Origin of the sequence: Pontibacter mucosus, assembly GCF_003054055.1 — a bacterium.
GTDB classification, from domain to species: Bacteria; Bacteroidota; Bacteroidia; order Cytophagales; family Hymenobacteraceae; genus Pontibacter; species Pontibacter mucosus.
The window spans coordinates 204,316-227,287 of record NZ_QBKI01000007.1 but is presented as its reverse complement, the minus strand read 5'-3'; the positions used below and the strand labels follow the sequence as shown (position 1 = coordinate 227,287).

Below are 22,972 nucleotides of genomic sequence, written 5' to 3'. Positions count from 1 at the left end.
GGAGTTAAAGAGTTTAGGAGTTAGAGAGTTTGGGAGGTGTAAAAGTAGGTCCAGCCATACTTCACCTCTTTTTTATCTGCAGATAAATTACGAGTAAATACAGCAAATAACTATACTGCTTACCAGAAGCATTTTTAACTCTCTAACTCCTAAACTCCCCAACTCTCTAACTTTCGAGCAGGTTGTTCTGGTTGAGCACTTGCAGCACGTCGTTTTTATAGAAGCGGCCGATGGGGATCTCTGTTTTTCCGACGTCTACGGTGGAGGCTGAGAAGGCCTGTATTTTGTCGAGGGCCACAATAAAGGAACGGTGGATGCGCAAAAACTTCTCCGGCGGCAGTTTCTCCTCCAGGAAAGAGATCTTCTGGTAAGAAATTATCTCCTTGGTCTCGGTTTTAACCCGGATATAGTCTTTCAGGCTCTCTATATAAAGTATATCCGCCAGCATCACCTTCACCATTTTCTTGTCGGCCTTCAGGTAAATAAAGGCCTCCTTATAATCCTGGAAAGCGCCTGCCGGAGCCACGGGCGTCACAGGCGGGGCGGGTGCAGCGGCAATGGGCTGCGGGTCGGGTACTGTAACTTTGGATACAGCTTTGAGAAAGCGCTCGAAGGCAATGGGCTTGAGCAGGTAGTCCACCACATTCAGCTCGAAACCCTCCACGGCATAGTCGCGGTAGGCGGTGGTGAAGATTACCTTGGGTGGGTTGGCCAGCGACTTGAGGAAATCGATACCCGTGAGTTTCGGCATCTGTATGTCCAGAAAAGCCAGGTCGATGCGCTCGTTTTGCAGGCAGGTATAAGCTTCCACGGCATTGTTGCAGCGGCATACCAGCTCCAGGTTGTCGAGCCGTTGGATGAACGTCTCCAGCACGTCCAGCGCCAGAGGCTCGTCATCCACTATCATGCAGCGTATTTTGTTCATAGTCTATACTTGTTTCAGTATAACGGAATGTATGGCAAAGGGTAACGTCTAAAAATATAAACACCCTCGTTGGCGTGGGTTTATACTTCATGCCTCACCGGTAATGCCGGGTTAGCTATATGGCAAAGGTACCTTTAATTGGTCTACCCCCCGCGGAAGTATCATTCTTACTCGATATCGATCTCCAGCCTGGCGGCGTAACTGTCCTGCTCCTCCTCTACTTCCAGCTCGTAGCGGCCTTCGTAGAGCAGCTCCAGGCGGCGCTGCAGGTTTTTAAGGCCAATACCGGAGGCCATGTCGCGGGAGCTGCTGCTGGCCTTGCTGGAGCATTTGCAGTTCTCCACCAGCAGCACCAGTTTGCCGTCCGTCACCTTCACATCAATCCGGATCCAGGCATCCTTGGTTTCGGTGCTTACCCCGTGCTTAAAGGCGTTCTCCACGAAGGGCAGCAGCAGCATAGGCGCAATCTGCTTGCCGGCTATACTTCCGGTGGCCGAGAACTGCACATCCACCCTGTCGCCGTAGCGCACCTCTTCCAGGGCAATGTAGTTCTGAATATAGGCCAGTTCCTTGTCCAGGGGCACCATAGGGGCGTTGGCATCGTGCAGCATGTAATCCATCAGGCCCGAAAGCTTTAGCACCACCTCCGGCGCATTGTCCGATTTCTTGAGCGTAAGCGAGTACAGGCTGTTGAGCGTGTTGAACAGGAAGTGCGGGTGGATCTGCCCCTTCAGGAACTTGAGCTCGGCCTCCAGCTTATCCTGCGTCAGGTCGCGGGCGGCCCGCTGGTGACTGTACCAGTATTTGAGCAGCGCAATTACGGCGGTGATGGTCACCACGTAGTTGATGTTGACGATGTTCTTGATGAAACGGTAAAACGTCAGGCTGTCCTCGGTGCAGGTGGTAGGGCAGAAAATAGGGTGGATCAGGAAAGGCAGCAGCACAAACTGCATCAGCCCGGCAATGGCCCCCATCAGCAGCAGCAGGTACACAAAGAACTCCAGGTAGCGCTTCTGCAGCAGGTAGCGCGGCATCAGGTAGTACATGTTAAAGTATACCAGGGCCATCTTAAACGGCAGCTCCACCAACTCCACCATAAAGGCGTTATAGTAGTCATCGATATAGCTGCCATACAGCAGGCCGAAGAACACCACATACACCGCCCAGAAGAACAGGTGCAGCAGCATCCGGTTTTGTGTCACATTCCCAACCTCTGGCAGGCTCCAGGTAGCCACGTTGCTCTCCAGGGTGTTGGCCGTACTCAACTTCATCTCCATACTACAAAGGTATATTTTCTGGTGCAAGGCCTTATACGCCCTTCCTTACTTTTAGACGTGCGCCCACACTAGCGGCTTAAACGGCTAGCTTTAGCTTACTAACAGCTTTCCCGGGAAAAAGTGCCACACGCAACAAATCCGCACGGTAAAGTATCATCCTGCGCTTTGCGGTGACTCAAAAAAACCTCTCTTTAAATATTTTAATATTTATAATTAAATTTATACATTATACCCCATTCCCCTACATACCTCTACGATGCGAAAAATAAACTTAACCTGCTTCTTAATTTTAGCCATTGCCACCTGTGCCAAGGCACAATCGGAGGCTGCTGCCAAGTATAACAAAGCCATATTTGTTGAGGTCCTTGGCAATGGGCTTGGTGTTACCGCCAACTATGACATGCGCCTCACCAAAGGCAGGCAAGACGGGTTTGGCTTCCGCGCGGGTGTGGGAGGTCTGGCACTGGGCACCGCAGATTCGGATGGCACCTCCACTACCAGCAGCCTTGTCACTTTCCCGCTTACTTTAAATTACCTGGCAGGCCAGCGCCGGAGTGCCTTTGAGGCAGGCATCGGCCTAACGCCTGTATACGCAAGCATGGCGGTTCAGAAAACGAATAACCCGGGCGTAACGCAGGTGGATGGCTGGGGCGCCACCGGATTCATCAACATGGGCTATCGCTACCAGCCGCTCAACAATGGCCTCGTGTTCCGCTTTGACTGGACTCCCGCCTTTAACAGCGCCGGCTTCTCCCCTGCCTGGTTTGGTTTGTCGGTTGGCTATGGCTTCAAGTAAGTTTTTCAGTCGTTGTGATATTTCTCGCCACGCAGAATGGTAAAACCGCGGTAGAGCTGCTCGAAGAAGAAGAGGCGCACCATCTGGTGAGTGAACGTCATTTTGGAAAGCGAGATCTTGTCGTTGGCCCGCGCGTATACTTCCGGCGAGAAGCCAAAGGCCCCGCCCACGGCAAACACCAGGTTGGTGGTAACGGCATTGAGCTTTTTCTGCAGAAAAGCGGCAAACTCCGTGGAGGTGAAGCTCTTGCCTTTCTCGTCGAGCAGGATGAGGTGGTCGCCTTCCTGCACTTTGCCAAGTATAAGCTTGCCCTCCGCTTCCTTCAATTTATCTGCTGTATACTTGCCGGCCTGCTTCAGGTCTGGTATCACGATGAACTCCACCGAGTGGTAATGCTTCAGTCGTTTGAGGTACTTCTCAATCCCCTCGTCCAGAAACGCCTCATCGGTTTTGCCGATAACGATTAGTTTTATCTTCATCCGGTATTGATTTCGCGCCAATTTCGCTTTTAAAGGGGGAGTTTGCAAGCGGGGGCGTCATGTAAGGCTATACTCCTGAACAGGTTAAAAAAATTAAATTCCAGGAACTTCCCCATTTTATCCTGTTCCTCACTCAGTTCATCGGTACTTTTACCCGCAGTTTCTGTACCGACACAAGGAATCAAAGCATAAGTATAGATCTTGCGCCTGTCTGTCTAGAACACAGGCAACCTTCCCTCCTTCTTTCTTATCTTTATACTACTACTCAAGCACTTGCACCCAACCAGAGTAGCTACCAAACCCGACACCAAATAAAATAAGACTATGAAAAAAGCAATCTTTACCCTGCTGGCAATGGCATTGCTGGTAGTGACCGCGCCTGGCGCCCAGGCACAGGAAACCGAGGCGGAGCAGCTAAGCTCCAGGCAGGCGCATGAACTGCTCCGCCGTTTATCCGGTAACTGGCTGGTGAGCCACTACTCCTGGCAGCCTCACAGCAAAATGTTCCATCAAACCACGGGCGAGGCTAACATCAGCCGTGCCCGCCAGGGCAGCTACCTGCTAGTACAAACTGACGTGAAACTACCCGACGGCAGCATGCAGCGACAGGAGTGTTTCCTGGGTTACTCCCTTGCCAAAGGCCGTTTTGAGCTAATCCAGGCAAATGGGGAGGATAGCAACACTTCGCTGCTGGTGGGTGAGTGGAACCCTGAGTATAATGCCATCACCCTAAGGCACCCTGACGGGCTGAAGAAGGGAGACCCCACCAGTATAGAGTATGTGTATATGTTTCTGCCACAGGACACCCTGCTCAAAATGGCGCGCTCCCTGGATGAAGAGGGGAATTACCTGATTCACTCGAAAGTATACTACGTGCCCAGGCACACCGCACTCCACTGACAGCAGCCAGCCCGGGAGCGCCCTGCCGCTACTGTACCCGGCAGGGCGCTCCCGGGCTGGCTGCCTTTCTTCTTACAAACTCAAGTTACGACCTCACAAACTTCCGCTTCAGCTTCATCATTCTATACTTGGCGCTGTCGTAAACCAGCGCCGTGGTAAGTATGGCTGCGGCCAGCAGCAGGGTTTTCATGACAAAGGCTGAGTATAAAGAGCCGCCCACAATACATCCCAGAAAGAAAAAGCTGATAATGGTGAGGCGCAGCTTCATAGAGTCCTTGAGCTTTTTCTGCTGTTCCTCTTTGCGGTAAAAGTATAGCTGGGCAATCTCGATCCCCAGATCCGTGAATAGCCCGGTCAGGTGGGTGGTGCGCACCACGGCGTTCGAGACACGGGTCACCAGGGCGTTTTGCAGGCCCATGGCAAACAGCAGGCAGCAGGCCACCCAGATGCGGTGCTGCATGATAAACTCCAGGTCTAGCAGCCCCACCCCCACCAGCACCAGTATCTCCAATCCTACGGGCGGCAGGAACACCAGCCGTTTGTTGCGCCGCAGCATGGCCTCCAGCAGCCCGGCCGACACGATGGCGCCAAACAGGAAGGCAAGTATAAACAGCAGGTAGCCCCAGGCGGTCTCAAAATTGCGGCGACCCACCTCATCGGCAAAAAAAGCAAAATGGCCCGTTACGTTGGTCGTCAGCTGCTTCAAGGCAAACACCCCTGTCACATTTACAATGCCCGCCACGCCGGAGAGCAGCGAGGCCAGTTTCAGGTTGTGCTTCAGGGTACGGTTCTTCCCTCTGTGACGGAACATAGGTGGTTAAGGCTTTAGAAGGCGCAAAGTATAAAATTACGGGGTTAGGGGCACCCGATCAGAGCAACTCTTTGGAGGGATCCCAGAACAGCTTCTCAAAATCCGCCACCTGGTCGTTCTCCACGCGCACCCCCTCCTGCTCCAGCCGCTCCTGCATGGCCCCGGGATGGTCGAAGTGCTGCTTGCCCGTCAGCATGCCCACCCGGTTTACTACCCGGTGCGCCGGAATTTTGGTCATGGGGTGAGAGGCGATAAGTGCCCAGCCCACCATCCGGGCAGAGCCTTTTGCGCCCAGGTAACTGGCAATGGCTCCGTAAGAGGTAACCCTGCCGCGGGGTATAAGTTGCACCACCTCATACACGTTCTGAAAGAAATTCTCTTTGCTGTCTTTTTTTGACATTTTCTCAACTTTCGTTTTAAACCTTCTCTACTGGTTTCTGTCTTTTAAATGAGACAGTTTGCAGAGTTTAAGATACGGCAACTTTCATACTTGCACAATTTGGCCTTATCTTTAAAACTACAACTTACCTCATTGCCCCGACATTAAAACTTATAGACGTTCACCTAACAAAACTGTGTAATAGCGCACATGAACAAAACATTAAAAACCATCCTGATCTTAGTAGCTGTTTCGGCAGTTGGCTATTTTGTTTACAGGCAGATTTCGGCAGAGCAGGAGCCGCAGCGGCAGGCAGGCCGTGGTGGCGGCGGACCTATGGCCCAGCGCGTAACCGTTGACGTATACGTGGTCTCCCCGGGGGCTTTCCAGAACCGGATCACCACCACGGGTACCGTGCTGCCGAACGAGGATGTGGAGCTGCGAAGCGAGATTGCCGGCCGCATAACCGGAATCAACTTTAAGGAAGGCAGCAAGGTGAGCAAAGGCCAGCTGCTGCTAACGGTAAACGATGCCGAACTGCGCGCGCAGCTGCAGAAGCTGGAGGCCAACCAAAAGCTGTACCGCGAGATGGAGGAACGCCAGCGCACCCTGCTGGAGAAAGAGTATATCAGCGCCCAGGAGTATGACCAGGTAAGCAACCAACTGGCTACCGCCACAGCCGACATCCAGGCGCTGAAGGCCACGCTGGCCAAAGCCTACGTACGTGCCCCCTTTGATGGCGTGATTGGCCTGCGCCAGGTAAGCGAGGGCAGCTACGTGTCGGCTACCACGCCTATTGCCCGCATCGTGGACATTAGCCCCGTAAAGATAGATTTTGCCATACCTGGCCGCTACAGCCAGCAGGTAAAAACCGGCGACCAGATCAGCTTCACGGTGGAAGGCCTTCCGAAAGTATACCAGGCCGCTGTGTATGCCGTGGAGCCAGGCATTGACCCCACCACCCGCACCCTGCAGGTTCGTGCCCTGTTTGACAACAAGAACGAGGAAGTGAAGCCAGGCGCCTTCGTGAGTGTGAGCCTTGCCCTCAGCGACTCGGACGACGCCATCCTTATCCCAACGGAAGCCATCATACCGGAAGCCACAGGCCATAAGATTTACCTGTCCCGAAACGGGAAGGCCGTGCCGCAAATGGTGAAGATTGGCCAGCGCTCCGAAACCTTGATCCAGATTATGGAAGGCGTGGCCCCCGGCGACACCATCATCCGCTCGGGTATCCTGCAGGTACGCGACGGCTCTAACCTGAACATCCGCCGGGTACAAACTTCTGACACCCAGACGCAGGCAGGCGAACAGCCGGCCCAGGCACCTGAGGCTGAATAATTTGCAAAGCGGCTATGCCTGAAAATCAGGCTGGAACGTTTAAGGTTAATACCGCCAGAGCCACTGGCATACTTAGTTAGGAAGTATAGCGCCCGGAAAAAGGCTGGAACCACACCCGTGTACTCCTCCCGCATGTTGGGCCCTGAAAATAGAAGAAGCTTATGGCAAGTTTATCAGATATAAGTATAAAACGCCCCGTACTGGCCATCGTGATGAGCATCGCAATCATGGTGTTCGGTTTTATCGGCATCACTTACCTGGGGGTGCGGGAGTACCCCAGCGTAGACCCGCCCATCGTTAACGTACGGACCACCTACGTGGGCGCCAACGCCGAGACAATAGAGTCGGAAATTACAGAACCGCTGGAGGAATCCATTAACGGTATTGCCGGTATCCGGACGCTTACCTCCACCAGCAGCGAGGGCAGCAGTAATATTACTGTGGAGTTTAACCTGGATGTGGACCTGGAAACGGCAGCGAACGACGTGCGCGACCGGGTGGCCAGGGCACAGCGCAGGCTGCCGGAGGACGCCGAGCCTCCTACCGTGGCAAAGGCTGATGCCGACGCCAACCCGATCCTGTTCCTGGGCATCCGGAGCGAGAGCCGCTCGCTGCTGGAGCTCTCGGATATAGGTATGAACGTGTTTAAGGAGCAGCTGCAGACCATCCCTGGTGTGAGTGAGATCATGATCTGGGGTGATAAACGCTACTCCATGCGCCTGTGGATGGATCCGGAGAAACTGGCGGCCCTGCGTGTAACCCCGCTGGAAGTGCAGACTGCCCTGGCCCGCCAGAACGTGGAGCTGCCTTCGGGAAGTATCGAAGGCGCCACTACCGAGCTCTCGGTGAGAACCATGGGCCGTATCTCTACGCCGGAGGAATTCAACAACCTGATCGTGCGCCAGGATGCCGATCGCCTGGTCCGCTTCCGCGACATCGGCTACGCCCAACTGGCCCCTGAAAATGAGAAAACCGTACTGCGCTACAACGGCATCCCGATGATTGGCGTGGTGCTGGTGCCGCAGCCGGGCTCTAACCAGATTGAGATCGCCGATGAGTTTTACAGGCGCCTCGAGCACATCAAAAAAGACATCCCGGAAGACCTGCAGCTAACCATAGGCTTCGATAACTCGCAGTACGTGCGGGCCTCCATTTCCGAAGTACAGGAAACCATCATCGTGGCCTTTGGCCTGGTGGTAGTCGTAATCTTCCTGTTCCTGCGCGACTGGCGCTCCACGCTCATTCCGGTAGTAGCCATTCCGGTGTCCCTTGTCGGCACCTTCTTCATCATGTATGTAATGGACTTCTCCATCAACGTGCTCACCCTGCTGGGTATCGTGCTGGCCATCGGCCTGGTAGTGGACGACGCCATTGTGATGCTGGAGAACATCTACAGCCGGATAGAGAAGGGAGAGAAACCGTTGCAGGCCGCCAAGAACGGCGCCAGGGAAATTTACTTTGCCATTATTTCCACCACGGTTGCCCTGGCGGCGGTTTTTATGCCGGTTGCCTTCCTCGAAGACACGACTGGTAGGCTTTTCCGGGAGTTCGGTATTGTGGTGGCAGGCTCGGTGATTATCTCGTCCTTCGTGTCGCTCACGCTTACGCCGATGATGTCCTCGCGCATCCTCAAGCACCGCGAAAGGCCGAACTGGTTCTACCGCAAGACCGAGCCATTCTTCCTGGCCCTGACCAACGGCTACCGCAGCAGCCTGGAAGCCTTTATGCGGGTGCGCTGGGTGGCGTTTATACTTATACTTGTGGCCGCCGGCACTATCTGGTGGCAAATGTCTACGCTGCAATCAGAGCTGACGCCGGAGGAAGACCGCGCCGGCCTTAGAATTAACGCCACGGGTCCGGAGGGTGCCTCATTCGAGTTTATGGACCAGTACATGAACGAGCTGACGGCCCTGGTGAACGATTCGATTGAGGGTATCTCCAGTATAACCTCGATGACGCGGAACGCCAACTCGGGCTTCATCCGCCTGCGCCTGGTGCCGTCGGATGAGCGTGACCAGACACAGCAGGAGATTGTGGAGAGCCTGCCTCCGCTGATAAACCAGATTCCGGGAGCCAGGGCATTTGCTTCGGGCGACAAGGGTCTGGGTGGCGGGCGTGGTGCCGGCCAGCCGGTGCAGTTCGTGGTGCAGTCGCAGAACATGGAGAAGCTGCGCGAAATCATCCCGCCTTTCCTTGAGAAAGCCCAGCAAGACCCTACTTTCAACTTCGTGGACGTGAACCTGAAGTTTAACAAGCCGGAGCTGCGGGTGGAGATTGACCGAGAGAAAGCCCAGACCCTGGGTGTAAGCGTACGCGACATTGCCCAGACGATACAGCTGGGCCTGAGCGGCACTCGCTTCGGATACTTTGTAAAGGGCGGAAAGCAATACCAGATCCTGGGTCAGGTTGCCCGCGAGAACCGCAGCGAACCGCTGGACCTGCGCAGCCTGTACGTAAAGAGCAACACCGGCGAGCTTATCCAGCTGGACAACCTGATCGAGCTGAAGGAAGAAAGCGCCTCACCGCAAGTATACCGCTTTAACCGTTTTGCAGCCGCCACCTTTAGCGCCACCCTGACAAAGGGCAAAACCATTGGCGATGGAATAGAGGCCATGGATGCCATCGCAGATGAGGTGCTGGACGAAACCTTCCAGACTACCCTGACCGGCCAGTCCAGGGATTTCTCGGAGAGCTCCGGCAGCTTGCTCTTTGCCTTCGTGCTCGCGTTAGGCCTGATTTACCTGGCACTTTCGGCTCAGTTCGAGAGCTTTGTCGACCCTATCATCATCATGCTGACCGTGCCTCTGGCCCTTGCCGGCGCCCTGATCAGCTTGTGGTTCTATGGGCAGACGCTGAATATCTTCAGCCAGATTGGTATGATCATGCTCGTGGGCCTGGTAACGAAGAACGGTATCCTGCTGGTAGAATTTGCCAACCAGCGCAAGCAGGAAGGCCTGACCAAGCTGGAGGCTGCCACAGATGCCGCCGTGTCGCGCTTCCGCCCTATCCTGATGACGTCGCTGTCCACCATTCTGGGTACCCTGCCTATTGCGCTGGCCCTGGGTACTGGTGCCGAGAGCCGTATTCCGATGGGTATTGCCGTGGTAGGTGGTCTGATACTGGCCACCGGGCTTACGCTGTATGTAATCCCGGCAGTTTATTCATACTTCTCATCGTCCAAAGCCAACGTGGTTGAGGAGGTAGAGGAGGAAACGGAGGTGAGCAAGCGTCAGCCAGAGTATGTATAGCCGCTGCCACTATTAAATTATTTTAGCCAAAGGATTTAAACGCGACAGAGCAACGTATAAATGTTTTCATACAGAGCCGCAGCACTTGCCCTGATAGGGCTGGTGCTATTACTACCAGGAAAGGCCTTTAGCCAGGAGCAACTATCGCTGGAGCAAGCCATCCGAATAGGGTTACAGAACAATTACGACATACAGATAGCCGGCCGGCAGGAAGCCATTTCCCAGAACAACGTGACCTTGGGCAACGCCGGTATTCTGCCCAATATCGACGGGCGCGCCTCCCGTACCTTCAGCGAGAACAACTCGCGGCAGGAGTTTAACACCGGTCCGGACCGCGTGCGGGAGGGAGCCAGTTCCAACAACATCAGCTACGGGGTGAACCTGAACTGGGTGATCTTTGACGGCCTGGGGATGTTTATCAACCTGGAGCGACTGAAAACGCTGGAAAAGTCGGGGGAACTCTTCACAAAGCAAACAGTGGAGAACACCGTTGCCGATATCATCGCCAGCTACTACGAAGTGGCCCGGCAGTCGTCCAAGATTAAAGCCATCCAGGATGCCATCGCCATTTCGGAGGCTCGTGCGGAAATTGCACAAGCCCAGTATGAGGTGGGCGTGAGCGCCAAAGTGGAGATTCTGCGCGCGCAGGTGGATTACAATGCCGACCGCTCGGAGCTGCTGCTGCAGGAGGAGGTGCTGCAAAATGCCAAAATCAACCTAAACCAGCTGCTGGGCCGCAACCCCGATACAGACTTCGAGGTAACCGACAGCATTGTGGTGGACCCCACGGTGAACTATAGCCTTGCCGCCAACAATTTGCAGGCGGCCAACCCCCTGCTGCAACGCCTGCAGTTGGAGCGCCAGCTGGCCCACCTCGATATCAGGTCCGTACGCGCCCGCCGGTTCCCGACGGTAACGGCGCAAAGCGCCTACAATTTCAGCCGCTCGGAGGCCGAGCCGCTGAACGAGTTCCAGGCCCGCTTTAACCAGAACCGCGGCTACAACTACGGCCTCAGCCTGAACGTGCCCATCTTTAACGGCTTTAACCTGAACAGGCAGGCGCAGAATGCCCGCATCAACCTTGAAACGGCCGACCTGGAGTTTAGGCGCGAGGAGAACCGCCTGCAGGCAGACCTGGCCCGTGCCTACAGCCAGTACGCCAACCGCCTGCAACTGCTGGAGCTGGAGGAAAGCAACGTGAAGCTGGCGCAGGAAAATGCAGAGATAGCCCTGGAGCGATACCGTCTTGGCATCCTGACTGCTATTGAGTTGCGCGAGGCACAGCGGAACGAACTGGTGGCTTCCAACCGCCTCATCGACATACAGTTCCAGGCAAAATCTGCTGAGATTGAGCTAAAACGCCTGAGCAGCACCTTGTTGCAGGAAAATCGGCAGTAAGCATCACATACCCTGAAGTATAAAAGTATAGCCATGGCTATACTTTTATACTTTATAGCTGTACCTTCAAAGCACATTACAACAGTTTATGGAGCTAGAGCTTTTCGAAACCCTTGCTATCGCGCTTGGCCTGGGGCTGTTGGTAGGGCTGCAGCGGCAGCATGACCAGTCGCAACTGGCGGGCATCCGCACCTTTCCGCTTATCACCCTTTTCGGAACATTGTCCGGCTTTCTGGCGCAGGACTTCGGGGGCTGGATCCTGGCCTCCGGCCTCTTCAGCCTGGCTGCCCTGATGGCTGTGGCTAACTTTATGCGCAGCAAAACCCCTAACTTTGACATCGGCCTTACCACCGAGGCAGCTGCGCTGCTGATGTATGTGGTGGGCGCCTACCTGGTGCTGGGGCAGACAACCGTGGCCGTGGCCGTGGGCGCCAGCGTGGCCGTACTGCTGCACCTGAAAGAAACCCTCCACGGCATCGTGGCCAAAATTGGGCAGAATGACCTTAGGGCCATCATGCAGTTTGTTGTGATCTCGCTGGTGGTGCTGCCCGTACTTCCCGACCGGACCTTTGGCCCCTACCAGGTACTCAACCCGTACAATATCTGGTTGATGGTGGTGCTGATTGTGGGGTTGGGGCTGCTGGGCTACTTTGCCTACAAGGTGTTCGGGCAGAAATCCGGGACAGTGCTGGGTGGTATACTTGGTGGCCTGATCTCCAGTACGGCTACGACAGTGAGCTATGCCCGCCGCAGCAAGGAACAGCACGCCAGCAGCATGCTGGCCGCCCTGGTTATTTTCATTGCCTCCACCGTTTCTTTTGTCCGCATCATCACCGAGGTGGCTGTCGTCGCACCGGGTACGTTGCCAACGGTGGCGCCTCCGCTGGCCGCTGTTTTCCTGCTGATGCTGGTACTGGCCATTGTGGTGTACCTGATGCGGGACGACAGCCAGGACACCATGCCGGAGCAGGATAACCCGGCCCAGCTCAAGACAGCACTTGTTTTCGGGGCCATCTATGCCATTGTTATACTTGCCACTGCCTTTGCCAAGGACCAGCTGGGCAGCGGCGGCCTTTACATCGTGGCCATCATTTCGGGGCTTACGGATGTGGATGCCATCACGCTTTCCACCTCCCGCCTGATGCAGGTAGGCGAACTGCAGCCCGCAAACGGATGGCGGCTTATACTGGTAGCGGCTCTCTCCAACATCGCTTTCAAGGCTGGTCTGGTTGGGGTGCTCGGAAATCGCTCGGTGTTTGGTAAAGTAGCCTTGTTGTTTGGCATGGTGCTGGCCGGCGGCCTGCTGGTGCTCTGGCTCTGGCCGGAAGATTTTAAGTTAGACATCGTGCTAAGCGGCGCTGCATAGCCTGCTATACGGCACCTGTTTCCGCGCTACCGCCTGTACTTCCCGCTCACCAGAGAAAAATTTATACTTTCCGTTAAACTGTGTGCGCCTACACAAGAGATAATTTAAAAATAAGAGTATCTTGCATTTCAGAACCCTTGGCAGGGAGCTAGTATAGCCATCGGGGCAGAAGTATAATTTCTGCTTCAAACACAGGCCACACTACAAGTTGCCGGATAAGTTCTACATAAAGCAAGCATCCTTGAACAAACCTTTACCACTCATCCAACCTTAGTAACAACACTATGGCAAACACGTCCACGACACACGAGCGGCAACACACGCCGGAGCTGGCCCAGCAGCAACAGGGCAGCACAGGTGCCATGATCATTATCGGTGCCCTCTTTTTTATCTTCGGCTTTGTTACCTGGCTAAACTCCCTGCTGATCCCCTACCTGGAGATCGCCTGTGAGCTGACCAAGTTCCAGTCTTTCTTCGTAACCTTCGCCTTTTACATTGCCTACCTGGTGATGACGCCAATCTCCCCGCGTGTGCTGGGCGTTTTTGGCTTTAAGAAAGGCATGTCAGTGGCCCTGGTGGTGATGGCCGTAGGCGCATTGCTCTTTATCCCGGCTGCCATGACGCGCATTTACCTGCTGTTCCTGATAGGCCTGTTCCTGCTCGGTTGCGGCCTGGCTATCCTGCAGACGGCTTCTAACCCGTATATCACCATCGTAGGACCTGCTGAGAGTGCAGCCAAGCGTATCAGCATCATGGGTATCTGTAACAAAGTGGCCGGTGCCGTAGCCCCTATCATCCTGGGCCTGTTCCTGAGCCTGGAAGGGGCCGACACCCTGCGCGCCGAAGTAGCAGGTATGGAGGCTGGCGCACGTGCCGCCGCCCTCGACGAGATGGCCCTGGAGGTAATTCCGCCATACATTGGCATCATCATCGTGCTGCTTGCCCTGAGCATCTGGATCTACCGTTCCTCCCTTCCGGAAATTGATACTGACGAGGAGGACGAGACTTCGGCCGCTGCCACAACCGGCAAAAAGAGCGTATTCGAGATCCCTCACGTAATGCTGGGTGTGCTGACGCTGTTCCTCTATGTGGGCGTGGAAGTAATGGCCGGCGACTCCATCATCAGCTACGGCGCAGAGCAGGGAATTCCGCTCACCACGGCTAAGTTCTTTACCAGCGGCACCATGGCGGCCATGGTAATCGGCTACCTGATTGGTATCGTTACCATCCCCAAGTATATTAAGCAGGAGGATGCCCTGAAGATTTGCGCTATACTAGGTGTAGCCTTTACAATAGGCGCCATCATGACGACTGGTTACGTATCGGTGGCCTTCATCGCCCTGCTGGGCCTGGCTAACTCCCTGATGTGGCCTGCTATCTGGCCGCTTGCGCTGGCTGGCGTAGGCCGTTTCACCAAAGCTGCCTCGTCGCTGCTGGTGATGGGTATTGCCGGTGGAGCCATTATTCCGCTTGCCTATGGTGCCCTGGCCGACAGCTGGAACGCACAGGATGCTTACTGGATCATGGTGCCTTGCTACCTGTTCATCTGGTTCTATGCCACGAAAGGCCACAAGGTAGGCAGAAAAGTATAAACTACTTTAAAATATACTTCCAGCGCCTCCCGGAAAATAGTGTTCGGGAGGCGCTTTTTATTTGTCGTCCTTCTAAAGGAGCTTTAGGAAGAGATCTGTTTGAGCAAGAGCGCACGGCCTTCCGCTATTTGATTACTTATACTCCTACGGATTCATCTATATACTCCTATGGATTCATCTATGCGCAACGAAACTACTTTCTATGTCGCGTGGATTCCCCTCCTTGGAGGGGCCAGGGGTGGGTTTGATGGCAAAATAACGGCAGAAGCGCATAACTAACCTGATAGTGGTATTATGTACCTGGATTTTATTAATTTGACCTCATCACATACTTCTTGATATGCTGCTTTACCAAAATGGCCTGATCAAGCTTGATTATGACCCAGGCAAAGATATCCTGTGTGTGCAGTACCCGGACCTGCATGAATTCCTCCTCCCCGAGATCCACCACAGCGTTGATGTGATCATCGAGACGGTCAGGAATTATGATATCAAGTCCCTCCTGCTCGATGGGCGCCAAACCATCGTCACGACCCCTCCGGAGTATGGCAGGGAGATAGCCCTGAAACTGGCGACAGGCTTGGCTCACACACGGCTGCAAAAGCTGGCGCGGCTAGAGTCGTTTAACCCTGAAGTAGAGAAGCGTGCCATAGCCAATGAGCAGGCCGTCCACACCACTGTTTCGCCCCCGTTTGAGCTGAAGAACTTTACCGATGAAGGCCAGGCACGGGCGTGGCTGAGCGCTGAAAAGAACCTGTCTAACGTATCGGCCCCAAACACGTCCCTATAGTTAACCGGTACGAACCAAAAAAGGCAGGCTATACTTTTAAAGTATAGCCTGCCTTTTTTCCTTTGGGAGTATAACCCTACAGCAGGTTATCCTTCACATAAGTATAACTTTGGGCTATACTTTGGAAAGGGTCCATGGCGAAGTTTTCCTGCTCCACCACGTAGTGCTTCACGCCGGCCAGCTTCGCATTATCAAAAATCTGCTTGTAGTTGATAGAACCGGATCCTACCTCGGTGTTGAGTTTCTCGTTGGCTTTGTCCATGTCTTTCACGTGCCACAGCTCAAAGCGACCGGGGTACTTTTTGAACAGCTCCACCGGGTCCAGGCCTGCGCGCACCACCCAGTACAGGTCCAGCTCAAACTTCACCAGCTCAGGGTCCGTCTCGCGCAGCATAATATCAAGGCCAGTGGTGTCGCCGAACTGCTGGAACTCAAAATCGTGGTTATGGTAGGCTACCTGCAGGCCGGCAGCCTTACATGCCTCCCCTGCTTTAGAAAGACGCTCAGCCACACGCTGGTAATCCGAGGCGCTCTGGCGTAGTTGCTGGCCCAGGTATGGCGCGATGATATACTTCATATCCACCGCCTTTGCCGCGTCGATATAGGACTTGAGCTCCTCCTCGTTGCCCTCTCCGATGTATGAATCCAGGCCAAAGTGGCCGCTCGGGGCCGTCAGGTTATGCTGCTTGAGCAGGTCGGCGAACTCTTTTGGCTGCATCCCGAAAAAGCCGCGCTCCTTGGAGTAACCGAAGGTCTCTACCTCCCTATACCCTGCCTGAGCCACTTTTCCGATCACGCCTTTTGCATCCTTAGGCAACTCCTCTCGAAGCGAGTACAGCTGTATGCCGATATTTTTGGTGTCTGCCTTGGCCACCATGCAGCTTGGGGCAATGAGTATACCTGCCGTCAGCAAACCTGCCTGCTGCAGAAAATCACGTCTTGTTGTCATGTATAATTATCTCGTTAGGAGTTGATTTTCAGGGTTTGAGATTTATACTTTAAATACAGCTTATACATCGCAGATTTGGATAGACTGGCGCAGCGAGGCGAGTTTATCGTCCCGCTTTGGCACAAACTCCTGCGCCACGTAGCCTTTGAAGCCGGTCTCCACGATGGCTTTCATGATGGCCGGGTAGTACAGCTCCTGGGTTTCGTCTATCTCGTTGCGGCCGGGTACGCCGGCGGTGTGGTAGTGGGCAATGTACTGGTGGTTGTCGCGGATGGTGCGGATCACGTCACCCTCGTCTATCTGCATGTGGTAAATGTCGTAGAGCAGCTTGAAGTTCTCCGAGCCGAGCCTTTTGGCCAGTTCCACGCCCCAGGCAGTTTTAGAGCACTGGTAATCCTTGTGGTCTACCTTGCTGTTGAGCAGCTCCATGACCAGCACCACGTTGTGCTTCTCGGCCAGCGGCAACAGTTGCTTTAGGCCTTCCACGCAGTTGTTCCATCCCTCCTCGTCGGTTTTGCCACGGCGGTTGCCGCTAAAGCAAATCAGGTTTTTATACCCGGCTTTGGCCACCCGAGGAATCATGTCGGTATAGCTCTTAATCAGCTGCGCGTGGAATTTCTTGTCGTTAAAGCCATCGACCAGGTTTATCTCGGCTCCGTTGCACATCGTGGATTCCAGGCCATACTTCTTTAGCGTGGGCCAGTCTTCGGGCCCTACCAGGTCGATGCCCTTGATGCCCATCGCCTTGGCCTCTTTGCACAATTCGTCTAATGATAAGTGTCCAAAGCACCAGCGGCTCACGGCGTGGTTAATGTTTCCTTTCAATTTTGTATTGGTCTTTTCTTCGGCTTCCTGACCTTGTGCACAAGCTGTAAGCACAGGCAATACGGTGGCGGCTGCCGTGATGGAGGCTGTACCAGCCATAATCTTTTTAATAGAGCTTCTGCGGCTCGAATTATGTAACATATCGGAACGGGTGAATTATGGTAAACTTGTCAGCTCCTGCCTTTCGGTTTCGGCGCCATAGGGTTTGTCGGTTGCCTTGGCAGCAACCTCCTTATCATCGCGGAAGAAGATAATGAACAGCAACGCTACCACGGCCGCGATGCCAGCCGGCACCAGCCACACGCTCTGCCAGAAGTTCTCCACATCTGCCGCCCTGTAGTACTCGCTGATATAACCAGCCACCCAGAAACCGATCAGCATGCCCACCCCATAGGTAGCCAGCGTCACCAGGCCCTGGGCCGAGCTCTTATACTTCTCCCCTGCCCTGGCATCGGTATAAATCTGGCCCGACACGAAGAAGAAGTCGTAGCAAATGCCGTGCAGCGCGATGCCGATGATCAGCATGAAGGACAACTCGCCGGCGTTGCCGTAGGCAAACAGCACATAGCGCAGCGTCCAGGCCAGCATGCCTATCAGGATGGTTTTCTTAAAGCCAAATCTGGTGAAGAAGACAGGCAGCAGCAGTAAAAACAGGGCTTCAGAGATCTGCCCAATCGTCATCTTGCCCGTTGGGTTCTCCAGGCCGATATCCGACAGGAACGGGTTGGCGTTCTGGTAGTAGAAGGCCAGCGGAATACAGATAAGGATAGAGGCGATAAAGAAGATCAGGAAGTTCCTGTTCTGCAGCAGCTTGATGGCATCCAGGCCCAGGATCTCTGAGATGGAATTGCTCTTGTCCTGGCTCTTTACCGGCGGCGTTTTAGGCAGCATAAAGCTATACACGCCCAGTACCAGCGAAGCGATACCCGCCATCATGAACGTGTTGCGCAGCAGTCCTTCGCCAATACCGTCGGCCGAGTCCCAGTGGAAGATGTAGCTAATCGACAGACCCGCCACAATCCAGCCGATGGTGCCCCACACGCGGATTACAGAGAATTCCTTCTCCGGGTTCTGCATCTGGCGGAACGACACCGAGTTCACCAGGGCCAGTGTGGGCATGTAGGCGATCATGTAGGCCAGCACGTACGGGTAGAAATCGCCCACGTTCGTGGCGTTGTACATCTGGTACATCAATAAAGCGCCTATCAGGTGCAGCACACCAAGTATGCGCTCCGCGTTGAAGTACTTATCGGCGATAAGACCGATAATGAACGGCGCGATGATGGCCCCGAAAGACTGTGTGGAGAAAACACTGGCAGTTTCAAGCTCTGTGGCGTTCAGGTTGTTGAACAGGAAGGTGCCTAGCGTTACAAACCATGCGCCCCAGATAAAGAACTCCAGGAACATCATGAAAGATAGTTTAATGCGGGTCAGCGAGTTCATGGTTGCTGTTTAAGGGTGGATGGAGTATGATTAGAGTCTTTTGATGCGGATGTTGCGGTACCACACGTTGTCTCCGTGATCCTGCAAGGCTATTTTACCCGACTTAAAGGTGCCCCAGTTCGGCATGTCGGCAAACTTGCTTTTGGCCACCATCTGGCGCCAGTTGTCGTCCCACAGGGTGGTTTCCAGCACTTTCTCGCCGTTCTGATGAAACACCAGGTTGCCATTGTTGCTGATGATCTCCACCTGGTTCCACTCCCCGGCCGGCTTCACCGTTTCAGGGCTGCTGGCAATCAGGTCGTACAGGTCGCCGGCGCGGTGCGTTTTTATCTTAGCATCGGGGTGGCCGTTGTTATCGAGCACCTGCATTTCCAGGCCGGTGTTCCAGCTATACTTATACTTGGAGGTATCCTCGTTTACGTAAAAGATGATGCCGCTATTGCCATTCTCGGCCACTTTCCACTCCAACTGCAGGTGGAAGTTATCAAACTCATCCTCCGTCACGATGTCGCCACCGTCGCTGGTCTGCCAGTCTTTTTTGTTAGAGGCGTCCAGGTGTAGGGCGCCGTCGTCCACTATCCAGGCCTTGCCCACGGCATCCTTGCCATAGGTGTGCCAGCCTTTGGTGGTCTCGCCGTCGAAGAGGGAGATCCACTCCCCTTCCGACTCGGCTGTGGTCGGGTTTTGCTCGTTATCGGCCATGGTCGTGGTGTTGGTTTCCTGGTCGGTAGACTGGCAGCCCGCCAGTGCAAGGAGGGCTAATCCGGCTATGTATTTCTTCAGCATGAGTTTTTGTTATTTTCTGAGCGATAAGATGTAACGTGCCATATCCTGGGCATCGGCTTTCGGGATATTCGGGTGCGGTGTCATCGGTACCTGGCCCCATACGCCGGAGCCGCCCTCGATGATCTTGCCCGCCAGGTAGTCCACGTTTTTGTCGTTGAACTCATACTTTTGCGCCACCTCGGTATAAGACGGGCCCACTATCTTTTTCTCTACCTGGTGGCAGGCAAGGCAGTCGGAACCCGCAATCAGCTTGGAGCCTTTCTCGAAGTTTCCTGCCGTGGCTGCTCCGGCACCCCCAGCTGCGCGGTCGGTGCCGATGTCCATGCGGTTGGTGTCTACCTCCGATTGTCTGGCAGAGGCGCTCACCGCGGCCCCGGAGGCAGAGTCCATCTCGCTCCCCTCTACACTGTAACTGGTGGTACTGCCGCCCTCTTCGTTGTTGGTGTTGGAGGCATCGCCGCAGGCGTAGGCAAAGGCCAGGCAGCCAACGCCAAGTATAAGCAGGTTCTTTCTCATCGTTTAGAAGTATGGTTTAGTGTATGGTGTGTTCTAGGATAAGCCAAGTATAGTTTTGTTCATACCCTGGTCGATGCCGGATGCGGCAAAGTCGTCGAAGGCACGCTCGGTTACCCGGATGATATGGTCTTTGATGAAGGTCGCTCCCTCACGGGCTCCGTCCTCCGGATGCTTCAGGGCGCACTCCCACTCCAGCACTGCCCAGCCTTTGTAATCATACTGCGTGAGTCTGCTGAACACGCCATTGAAGTCCACTTGTCCATCGCCCAGCGAGCGGAAACGGCCGGCACGGTTCACCCAGTTCTGGTAGCCGCCATACACGCCCTGCCTTCCGGATGGGTTAAACTCGGCGTCTTTCACATGGAACATGCGGATGCGCTCGTGGTAGATGTCGATGAACTCCAGGTAGTCCAGGGCCTGCAGTATAAAGTGCGACGGGTCGTAGAGCAGGCAGGCGCTCTGGTGGTTGTTCACCGCCTCCAGGAACATCTCGTAGGTGATGCCGTCGTGGATGTCCTCACCGGCGTGGGTTTCGTAGCACAGGTCCACACCGCATTCCTGGAACACATCCAGAATCGGTGTCCAGCGTTTGCCCAGCTCCTCGAAGCCGGTTTCCACCAGCCCGGCGGCACGCTGCGGCCAGGGGTATACGTAAGGCCACAGGAGTGCACCACTAAACGTGGCGCAAGCGTTCAGGCCCAGGTTTTGCGAGGCTTTGGCGGCATAATTGAGCTGCTGCACGGCCCACTCCTGCCTGGCCTTCGGTTTGTTGCGGTACGCCTCAGGCGCGAAGCCGTCGAAGAGGGTGTCATAGGCCGGGTGCACCGCCACCAGCTGCCCCTGCAGGTGCGTGGACAGCTCGGTGATCTGAATGCCCGCCTCCTGCACAATGCCGTTGATCTCGTCGGCGTAGGTCTTGCTCTCGGCGGCTTTCTGCAAATCTATAAAACGGGGGTCGTTGGTGGGGATTTGGATACCTTTGTACCCCAGGTTGGCCGCCCACTGGGCGATGTCCTTCAGGTTGTTGAATGGTGCCGTGTCCTGCACAAACTGCGCAATGAAAACGGCCGGTCCTTTTATCGTGTTCATAGTTTATGATTTCATGTTAAAGTATGGAAGTGCGTTCTGTCTAAAGTATAACTATACTTTGCAGCGACGCCCTATACTTCCGTGCTAAAGTCCATCCATTTCTGGTCTGATTTACCGGAGGCAATCACGCCCTCGATAAAGGCCATACCGCGCACGCCCTCCTCTATGCCCGGAAAATCGAGCCACTCGGGCTTAGGCTGCTCTCCTGCCAGATCGGCCTTAACGCAGAGGGCAAAGTTGCGGTACAGGTTGGCAAAAGCCTCCAGATACCCTTCCGGGTGACCGGCCGGTGTGCGGGTGTTGTGCTGGGCGTAGGAACTAACGTAGCCTCCGCCGGTACGCCATACTTCGGCCGGCTTGTCGAGCCACCTCAGCATCATGGTGTTTTGGTCGCTTTGCTGCCACTCCACGCCGCCGTGCTCGCCAAACACGCGCACTTTCACGTTGTTCTCCTCCCCGGCTGCTACCTGCGAGGCAATCAGCACTCCGCTGGCGCCGTTTTCGAACTTCAGCAGTACCGCACCGTCGTCGTCTAACTGCCGGCCTTCTACCACAATATTAATATCGGCACAAATCTTCGTTACGGAAAGGCCGCTCACGTACTCGGCCAGGTTAAAGGCGTGGGTGCCGATGTCGCCCATGGCGCCGGCCACGCCGCTTTGGCTGGGGTCGGTGCGCCAGGAGGCCTGCTTGTTTCCTTCGCCTTCCTCAAAGCGGCTCAGCCAGCCCTGCGGGTACTCTACGTATACTTTGCGGATCTTGCCTAATCGGCCGGAAGCCACCACCTGGCGCGCTTCTTTTACCATCGGGTAGCCGGTATAGGTATGGGTTAACAGAAAACGCTTGCCAGAGGCTTTGGCCACCTCGCGCAGCTCCAGCGCCTCCTGCAGGCTAAAGGTCATGGGTTTGTCCAGCACCACATGGAAGCCGTTCTCCAGCGCCAGTTTGGCCGGCTCGAAGTGCACGTGGTTCGGGGTCACGATGCTGATCACCTGCACGCGCTGGTCTTCCGGCAGTTGCAGCTCCCGCTCAAAAAGCTCGTGGTAGGAAGTATACACCCGCTCCGGCTGCAGCCCCAGCTCCTGGCCGCTGGCCTTCGATTTCTCGGGGTTGCTGCTGAAGGCGCCGCATACCAGCTCGTACTCTCCATCCATTTGCAGGGCGATACGGTGCACGGCGCCTATAAAGGCTCCCTGCCCACCGCCTATCATTCCTAAGCGTAGTTTCTTAGACATAGTTTTACTTAATTCTACTCCGTGCAAGGAGTAGTTTTAAACACATAAACAAAGTATAAATACAACCTTGTACGGCTGTATTTATACTTTGTCATACTTTACCCGCTGCTCACGCGCTTATACTTTTTATACTTGCTCAGGCGCAGCGGTTTATACTTTACATCCGGTGGATTTACCTTATTAAGGGTAACCCAATTCGTCCAGAGAAGAAATTAACGTGCAGGCTTACGTAGCCCAAACGCGGTCGCCTTTTTTGTAGGGAACGCAACCGTCGTAGCGGCCCGGTGTCTCCACGTAGCGCAGGGCTTTGGTGGCGCCTACTTCTGAGGTGAAGAAACCGAACAGCGTCAGCTCCCGCATCATGCGGAAGTAGTGGTTCGGGTCCTCCGGCTTCTTCTCAGACTGGTACTTTCTGGCCTCGGCATCGATGGCGGTCAGCAGCTCAGTGCGCTGCTCAGGCGTCAGCTTCATGAACTTGTCACCAAACTTGTCCTTACTGGCCTCGTCAAGCTTCTTGATGCCGTCCAGGAACACCTGCTGGTCCTCCTTGGTATAGCAGTCCTGCACCATCACGGCCATCAGGCCTCCCACATCAGCGGCTTTGGCGCCGGGGGTGCTGGTTTCAGGCAGTATGGTTTCGCCCACCTCGTTCAGGAAAGCCACCTGTTCCTGGTCGAACAGGTCGTTATATTTTACCGGCTTGGCGGTACAGGACACCAACAGGTCGGCGCTAATCAGGGTCCCCCCCAGTATCCAGCCTACGGCTCCTAATGCTTCTCTTCTGTTCATCGTATTGTTCTTACAGCGATATGGTTCTTTTTATACTT

General features: G+C 54.8%; 21 protein-coding genes. 8 read left to right on the top strand and 13 right to left on the bottom strand.

Annotation, left to right across the window (positions count from 1 at the left end; genetic code table 11):
* Positions 1-166 precede the first annotated feature (166 nt).
* Positions 167-925, bottom strand: coding sequence for a LytR/AlgR family response regulator transcription factor (locus C8N40_RS14825; protein ID WP_108212559.1), 759 nt, complete (start codon positions 923-925; stop codon positions 167-169).
* 167 nt (positions 926-1,092) lie between these two features.
* Positions 1,093-2,202: a sensor histidine kinase gene (locus C8N40_RS14820; RefSeq protein ID WP_108212558.1), complete on the bottom strand. Its 1,110-nt coding sequence runs from the start codon at positions 2,200-2,202 to the stop codon at positions 1,093-1,095.
* Positions 2,203-2,458: 256 nt separating this feature from the next.
* Between C8N40_RS14820 and C8N40_RS14815 the strand changes: the two genes are divergently transcribed.
* On the top strand, positions 2,459-2,998 hold the full coding sequence (locus C8N40_RS14815; protein ID WP_108212556.1) for a hypothetical protein: 540 nt from the start codon (positions 2,459-2,461) through the stop codon (positions 2,996-2,998).
* 5 nt (positions 2,999-3,003) lie between these two features.
* Here C8N40_RS14815 and rlmH read toward each other — a convergent pair whose 3' ends face one another.
* Entirely contained in the window at positions 3,004-3,477 is a 474-nt protein-coding gene (gene rlmH / locus C8N40_RS14810) for a 23S rRNA (pseudouridine(1915)-N(3))-methyltransferase RlmH (protein ID WP_108212554.1), read from the bottom strand.
* Between the two features lie 324 nt (positions 3,478-3,801).
* On the opposite strand from rlmH, the gene C8N40_RS14805 reads away from it, so the two are divergent.
* Positions 3,802-4,377, top strand: a complete 576-nt coding sequence (locus tag C8N40_RS14805) for a DUF1579 family protein (RefSeq protein WP_108212552.1) — start codon at positions 3,802-3,804, stop codon at positions 4,375-4,377.
* Between the two features lie 85 nt (positions 4,378-4,462).
* On the opposite strand, the gene C8N40_RS14800 is transcribed toward C8N40_RS14805, so the two are convergent.
* Entirely contained in the window at positions 4,463-5,188 is a 726-nt protein-coding gene (locus tag C8N40_RS14800) for a YoaK family protein (RefSeq protein ID WP_108212551.1), read from the bottom strand.
* Between the two features lie 58 nt (positions 5,189-5,246).
* On the bottom strand, positions 5,247-5,588 hold the full coding sequence (locus C8N40_RS14795; RefSeq protein ID WP_108212550.1) for an MGMT family protein: 342 nt from the start codon (positions 5,586-5,588) through the stop codon (positions 5,247-5,249).
* A gap of 189 nt (positions 5,589-5,777) precedes the next feature.
* Between C8N40_RS14795 and C8N40_RS14790 the strand changes: the two genes are divergently transcribed.
* From C8N40_RS14790 to C8N40_RS14765, 6 genes are all read left to right on the top strand, one after another.
* Positions 5,778-6,908 carry an efflux RND transporter periplasmic adaptor subunit gene (locus C8N40_RS14790; RefSeq protein WP_108212549.1) on the top strand — a complete coding sequence of 377 codons (1,131 nt, stop codon included), beginning with the start codon at positions 5,778-5,780 and terminating at the stop codon, positions 6,906-6,908.
* Positions 6,909-7,069: 161 nt separating this feature from the next.
* On the top strand, positions 7,070-10,156 hold the full coding sequence (locus tag C8N40_RS14785; RefSeq protein ID WP_108212548.1) for an efflux RND transporter permease subunit: 3,087 nt from the start codon (positions 7,070-7,072) through the stop codon (positions 10,154-10,156).
* Positions 10,157-10,216: 60 nt separating this feature from the next.
* Positions 10,217-11,554 (top strand): TolC family protein, encoded by a 1,338-nt coding sequence (locus C8N40_RS14780; protein WP_108212547.1) that lies wholly within the window; start codon positions 10,217-10,219, stop codon positions 11,552-11,554.
* An 88-nt stretch (positions 11,555-11,642) separates the two neighbouring features.
* Positions 11,643-12,920 carry an MgtC/SapB family protein gene (locus C8N40_RS14775; RefSeq protein WP_108212546.1) on the top strand — a complete coding sequence of 426 codons (1,278 nt, stop codon included), beginning with the start codon at positions 11,643-11,645 and terminating at the stop codon, positions 12,918-12,920.
* A gap of 284 nt (positions 12,921-13,204) precedes the next feature.
* Entirely contained in the window at positions 13,205-14,512 is a 1,308-nt protein-coding gene (locus C8N40_RS14770; protein WP_108212545.1) for a sugar MFS transporter, read from the top strand.
* A gap of 340 nt (positions 14,513-14,852) precedes the next feature.
* Positions 14,853-15,302 carry a hypothetical protein gene (locus C8N40_RS14765; protein ID WP_108212544.1) on the top strand — a complete coding sequence of 150 codons (450 nt, stop codon included), beginning with the start codon at positions 14,853-14,855 and terminating at the stop codon, positions 15,300-15,302.
* A gap of 76 nt (positions 15,303-15,378) precedes the next feature.
* Here the strand turns inward: C8N40_RS14765 and C8N40_RS14760 are convergent, their stop codons facing one another.
* The 8 genes from C8N40_RS14760 to C8N40_RS14725 all read right to left on the bottom strand — a co-directional run bounded on the left by C8N40_RS14760 (position 15,379) and on the right by C8N40_RS14725 (position 22,934).
* Positions 15,379-16,251: a sugar phosphate isomerase/epimerase family protein gene (locus tag C8N40_RS14760; RefSeq protein ID WP_108212543.1), complete on the bottom strand. Its 873-nt coding sequence runs from the start codon at positions 16,249-16,251 to the stop codon at positions 15,379-15,381.
* A gap of 60 nt (positions 16,252-16,311) precedes the next feature.
* Positions 16,312-17,175 carry a hydroxypyruvate isomerase family protein gene (locus tag C8N40_RS14755; RefSeq protein WP_245905138.1) on the bottom strand — a complete coding sequence of 288 codons (864 nt, stop codon included), beginning with the start codon at positions 17,173-17,175 and terminating at the stop codon, positions 16,312-16,314.
* A 57-nt stretch (positions 17,176-17,232) separates the two neighbouring features.
* Positions 17,233-18,519: a nucleoside permease gene (locus tag C8N40_RS14750; protein WP_108212541.1), complete on the bottom strand. Its 1,287-nt coding sequence runs from the start codon at positions 18,517-18,519 to the stop codon at positions 17,233-17,235.
* Positions 18,520-18,549: 30 nt separating this feature from the next.
* Positions 18,550-19,305, bottom strand: coding sequence for a 3-keto-disaccharide hydrolase (locus C8N40_RS14745; protein ID WP_108212540.1), 756 nt, complete (start codon positions 19,303-19,305; stop codon positions 18,550-18,552).
* A 9-nt stretch (positions 19,306-19,314) separates the two neighbouring features.
* Positions 19,315-19,821 carry a c-type cytochrome gene (locus C8N40_RS14740; protein ID WP_108212539.1) on the bottom strand — a complete coding sequence of 169 codons (507 nt, stop codon included), beginning with the start codon at positions 19,819-19,821 and terminating at the stop codon, positions 19,315-19,317.
* 33 nt (positions 19,822-19,854) lie between these two features.
* Entirely contained in the window at positions 19,855-20,910 is a 1,056-nt protein-coding gene (locus tag C8N40_RS14735) for a sugar phosphate isomerase/epimerase family protein (RefSeq protein ID WP_108212538.1), read from the bottom strand.
* A gap of 71 nt (positions 20,911-20,981) precedes the next feature.
* Complete coding sequence (locus tag C8N40_RS14730; protein WP_170114113.1) at positions 20,982-22,145, bottom strand: Gfo/Idh/MocA family protein; 1,164 nt, start codon at positions 22,143-22,145, stop codon at positions 20,982-20,984.
* A gap of 225 nt (positions 22,146-22,370) precedes the next feature.
* Complete coding sequence (locus C8N40_RS14725) at positions 22,371-22,934, bottom strand: gluconate 2-dehydrogenase subunit 3 family protein (RefSeq protein WP_108212536.1); 564 nt, start codon at positions 22,932-22,934, stop codon at positions 22,371-22,373.
* Between the last annotated feature and the right edge of the window lie 38 nt (positions 22,935-22,972).

What these genes read in the sequence shown, in the direction of transcription:
- C8N40_RS14825 (WP_108212559.1), bottom strand. Translation starts at nt 925, where the DNA reads ATGAACAAAATACGCTGCATGATAGTGGATGACGAGCCTCTGGCGCTG.
- C8N40_RS14820 (WP_108212558.1), bottom strand. Translation starts at nt 2,202, where the DNA reads ATGGAGATGAAGTTGAGTACGGCCAACACCCTGGAGAGCAACGTGGCT.
- C8N40_RS14815 (WP_108212556.1), top strand. Translation starts at nt 2,459, where the DNA reads ATGCGAAAAATAAACTTAACCTGCTTCTTAATTTTAGCCATTGCCACC.
- rlmH (WP_108212554.1), bottom strand. Translation starts at nt 3,477, where the DNA reads ATGAAGATAAAACTAATCGTTATCGGCAAAACCGATGAGGCGTTTCTG.
- C8N40_RS14805 (WP_108212552.1), top strand. Translation starts at nt 3,802, where the DNA reads ATGAAAAAAGCAATCTTTACCCTGCTGGCAATGGCATTGCTGGTAGTG.
- C8N40_RS14800 (WP_108212551.1), bottom strand. Translation starts at nt 5,188, where the DNA reads ATGTTCCGTCACAGAGGGAAGAACCGTACCCTGAAGCACAACCTGAAA.
- C8N40_RS14795 (WP_108212550.1), bottom strand. Translation starts at nt 5,588, where the DNA reads ATGTCAAAAAAAGACAGCAAAGAGAATTTCTTTCAGAACGTGTATGAG.
- C8N40_RS14790 (WP_108212549.1), top strand. Translation starts at nt 5,778, where the DNA reads ATGAACAAAACATTAAAAACCATCCTGATCTTAGTAGCTGTTTCGGCA.
- C8N40_RS14785 (WP_108212548.1), top strand. Translation starts at nt 7,070, where the DNA reads ATGGCAAGTTTATCAGATATAAGTATAAAACGCCCCGTACTGGCCATC.
- C8N40_RS14780 (WP_108212547.1), top strand. Translation starts at nt 10,217, where the DNA reads ATGTTTTCATACAGAGCCGCAGCACTTGCCCTGATAGGGCTGGTGCTA.
- C8N40_RS14775 (WP_108212546.1), top strand. Translation starts at nt 11,643, where the DNA reads ATGGAGCTAGAGCTTTTCGAAACCCTTGCTATCGCGCTTGGCCTGGGG.
- C8N40_RS14770 (WP_108212545.1), top strand. Translation starts at nt 13,205, where the DNA reads ATGGCAAACACGTCCACGACACACGAGCGGCAACACACGCCGGAGCTG.
- C8N40_RS14765 (WP_108212544.1), top strand. Translation starts at nt 14,853, where the DNA reads ATGCTGCTTTACCAAAATGGCCTGATCAAGCTTGATTATGACCCAGGC.
- C8N40_RS14760 (WP_108212543.1), bottom strand. Translation starts at nt 16,251, where the DNA reads ATGACAACAAGACGTGATTTTCTGCAGCAGGCAGGTTTGCTGACGGCA.
- C8N40_RS14755 (WP_245905138.1), bottom strand. Translation starts at nt 17,175, where the DNA reads ATGGCTGGTACAGCCTCCATCACGGCAGCCGCCACCGTATTGCCTGTG.
- C8N40_RS14750 (WP_108212541.1), bottom strand. Translation starts at nt 18,519, where the DNA reads ATGAACTCGCTGACCCGCATTAAACTATCTTTCATGATGTTCCTGGAG.
- C8N40_RS14745 (WP_108212540.1), bottom strand. Translation starts at nt 19,305, where the DNA reads ATGCTGAAGAAATACATAGCCGGATTAGCCCTCCTTGCACTGGCGGGC.
- C8N40_RS14740 (WP_108212539.1), bottom strand. Translation starts at nt 19,821, where the DNA reads ATGAGAAAGAACCTGCTTATACTTGGCGTTGGCTGCCTGGCCTTTGCC.
- C8N40_RS14735 (WP_108212538.1), bottom strand. Translation starts at nt 20,910, where the DNA reads ATGAACACGATAAAAGGACCGGCCGTTTTCATTGCGCAGTTTGTGCAG.
- C8N40_RS14730 (WP_170114113.1), bottom strand. Translation starts at nt 22,145, where the DNA reads ATGTCTAAGAAACTACGCTTAGGAATGATAGGCGGTGGGCAGGGAGCC.
- C8N40_RS14725 (WP_108212536.1), bottom strand. Translation starts at nt 22,934, where the DNA reads ATGAACAGAAGAGAAGCATTAGGAGCCGTAGGCTGGATACTGGGGGGG.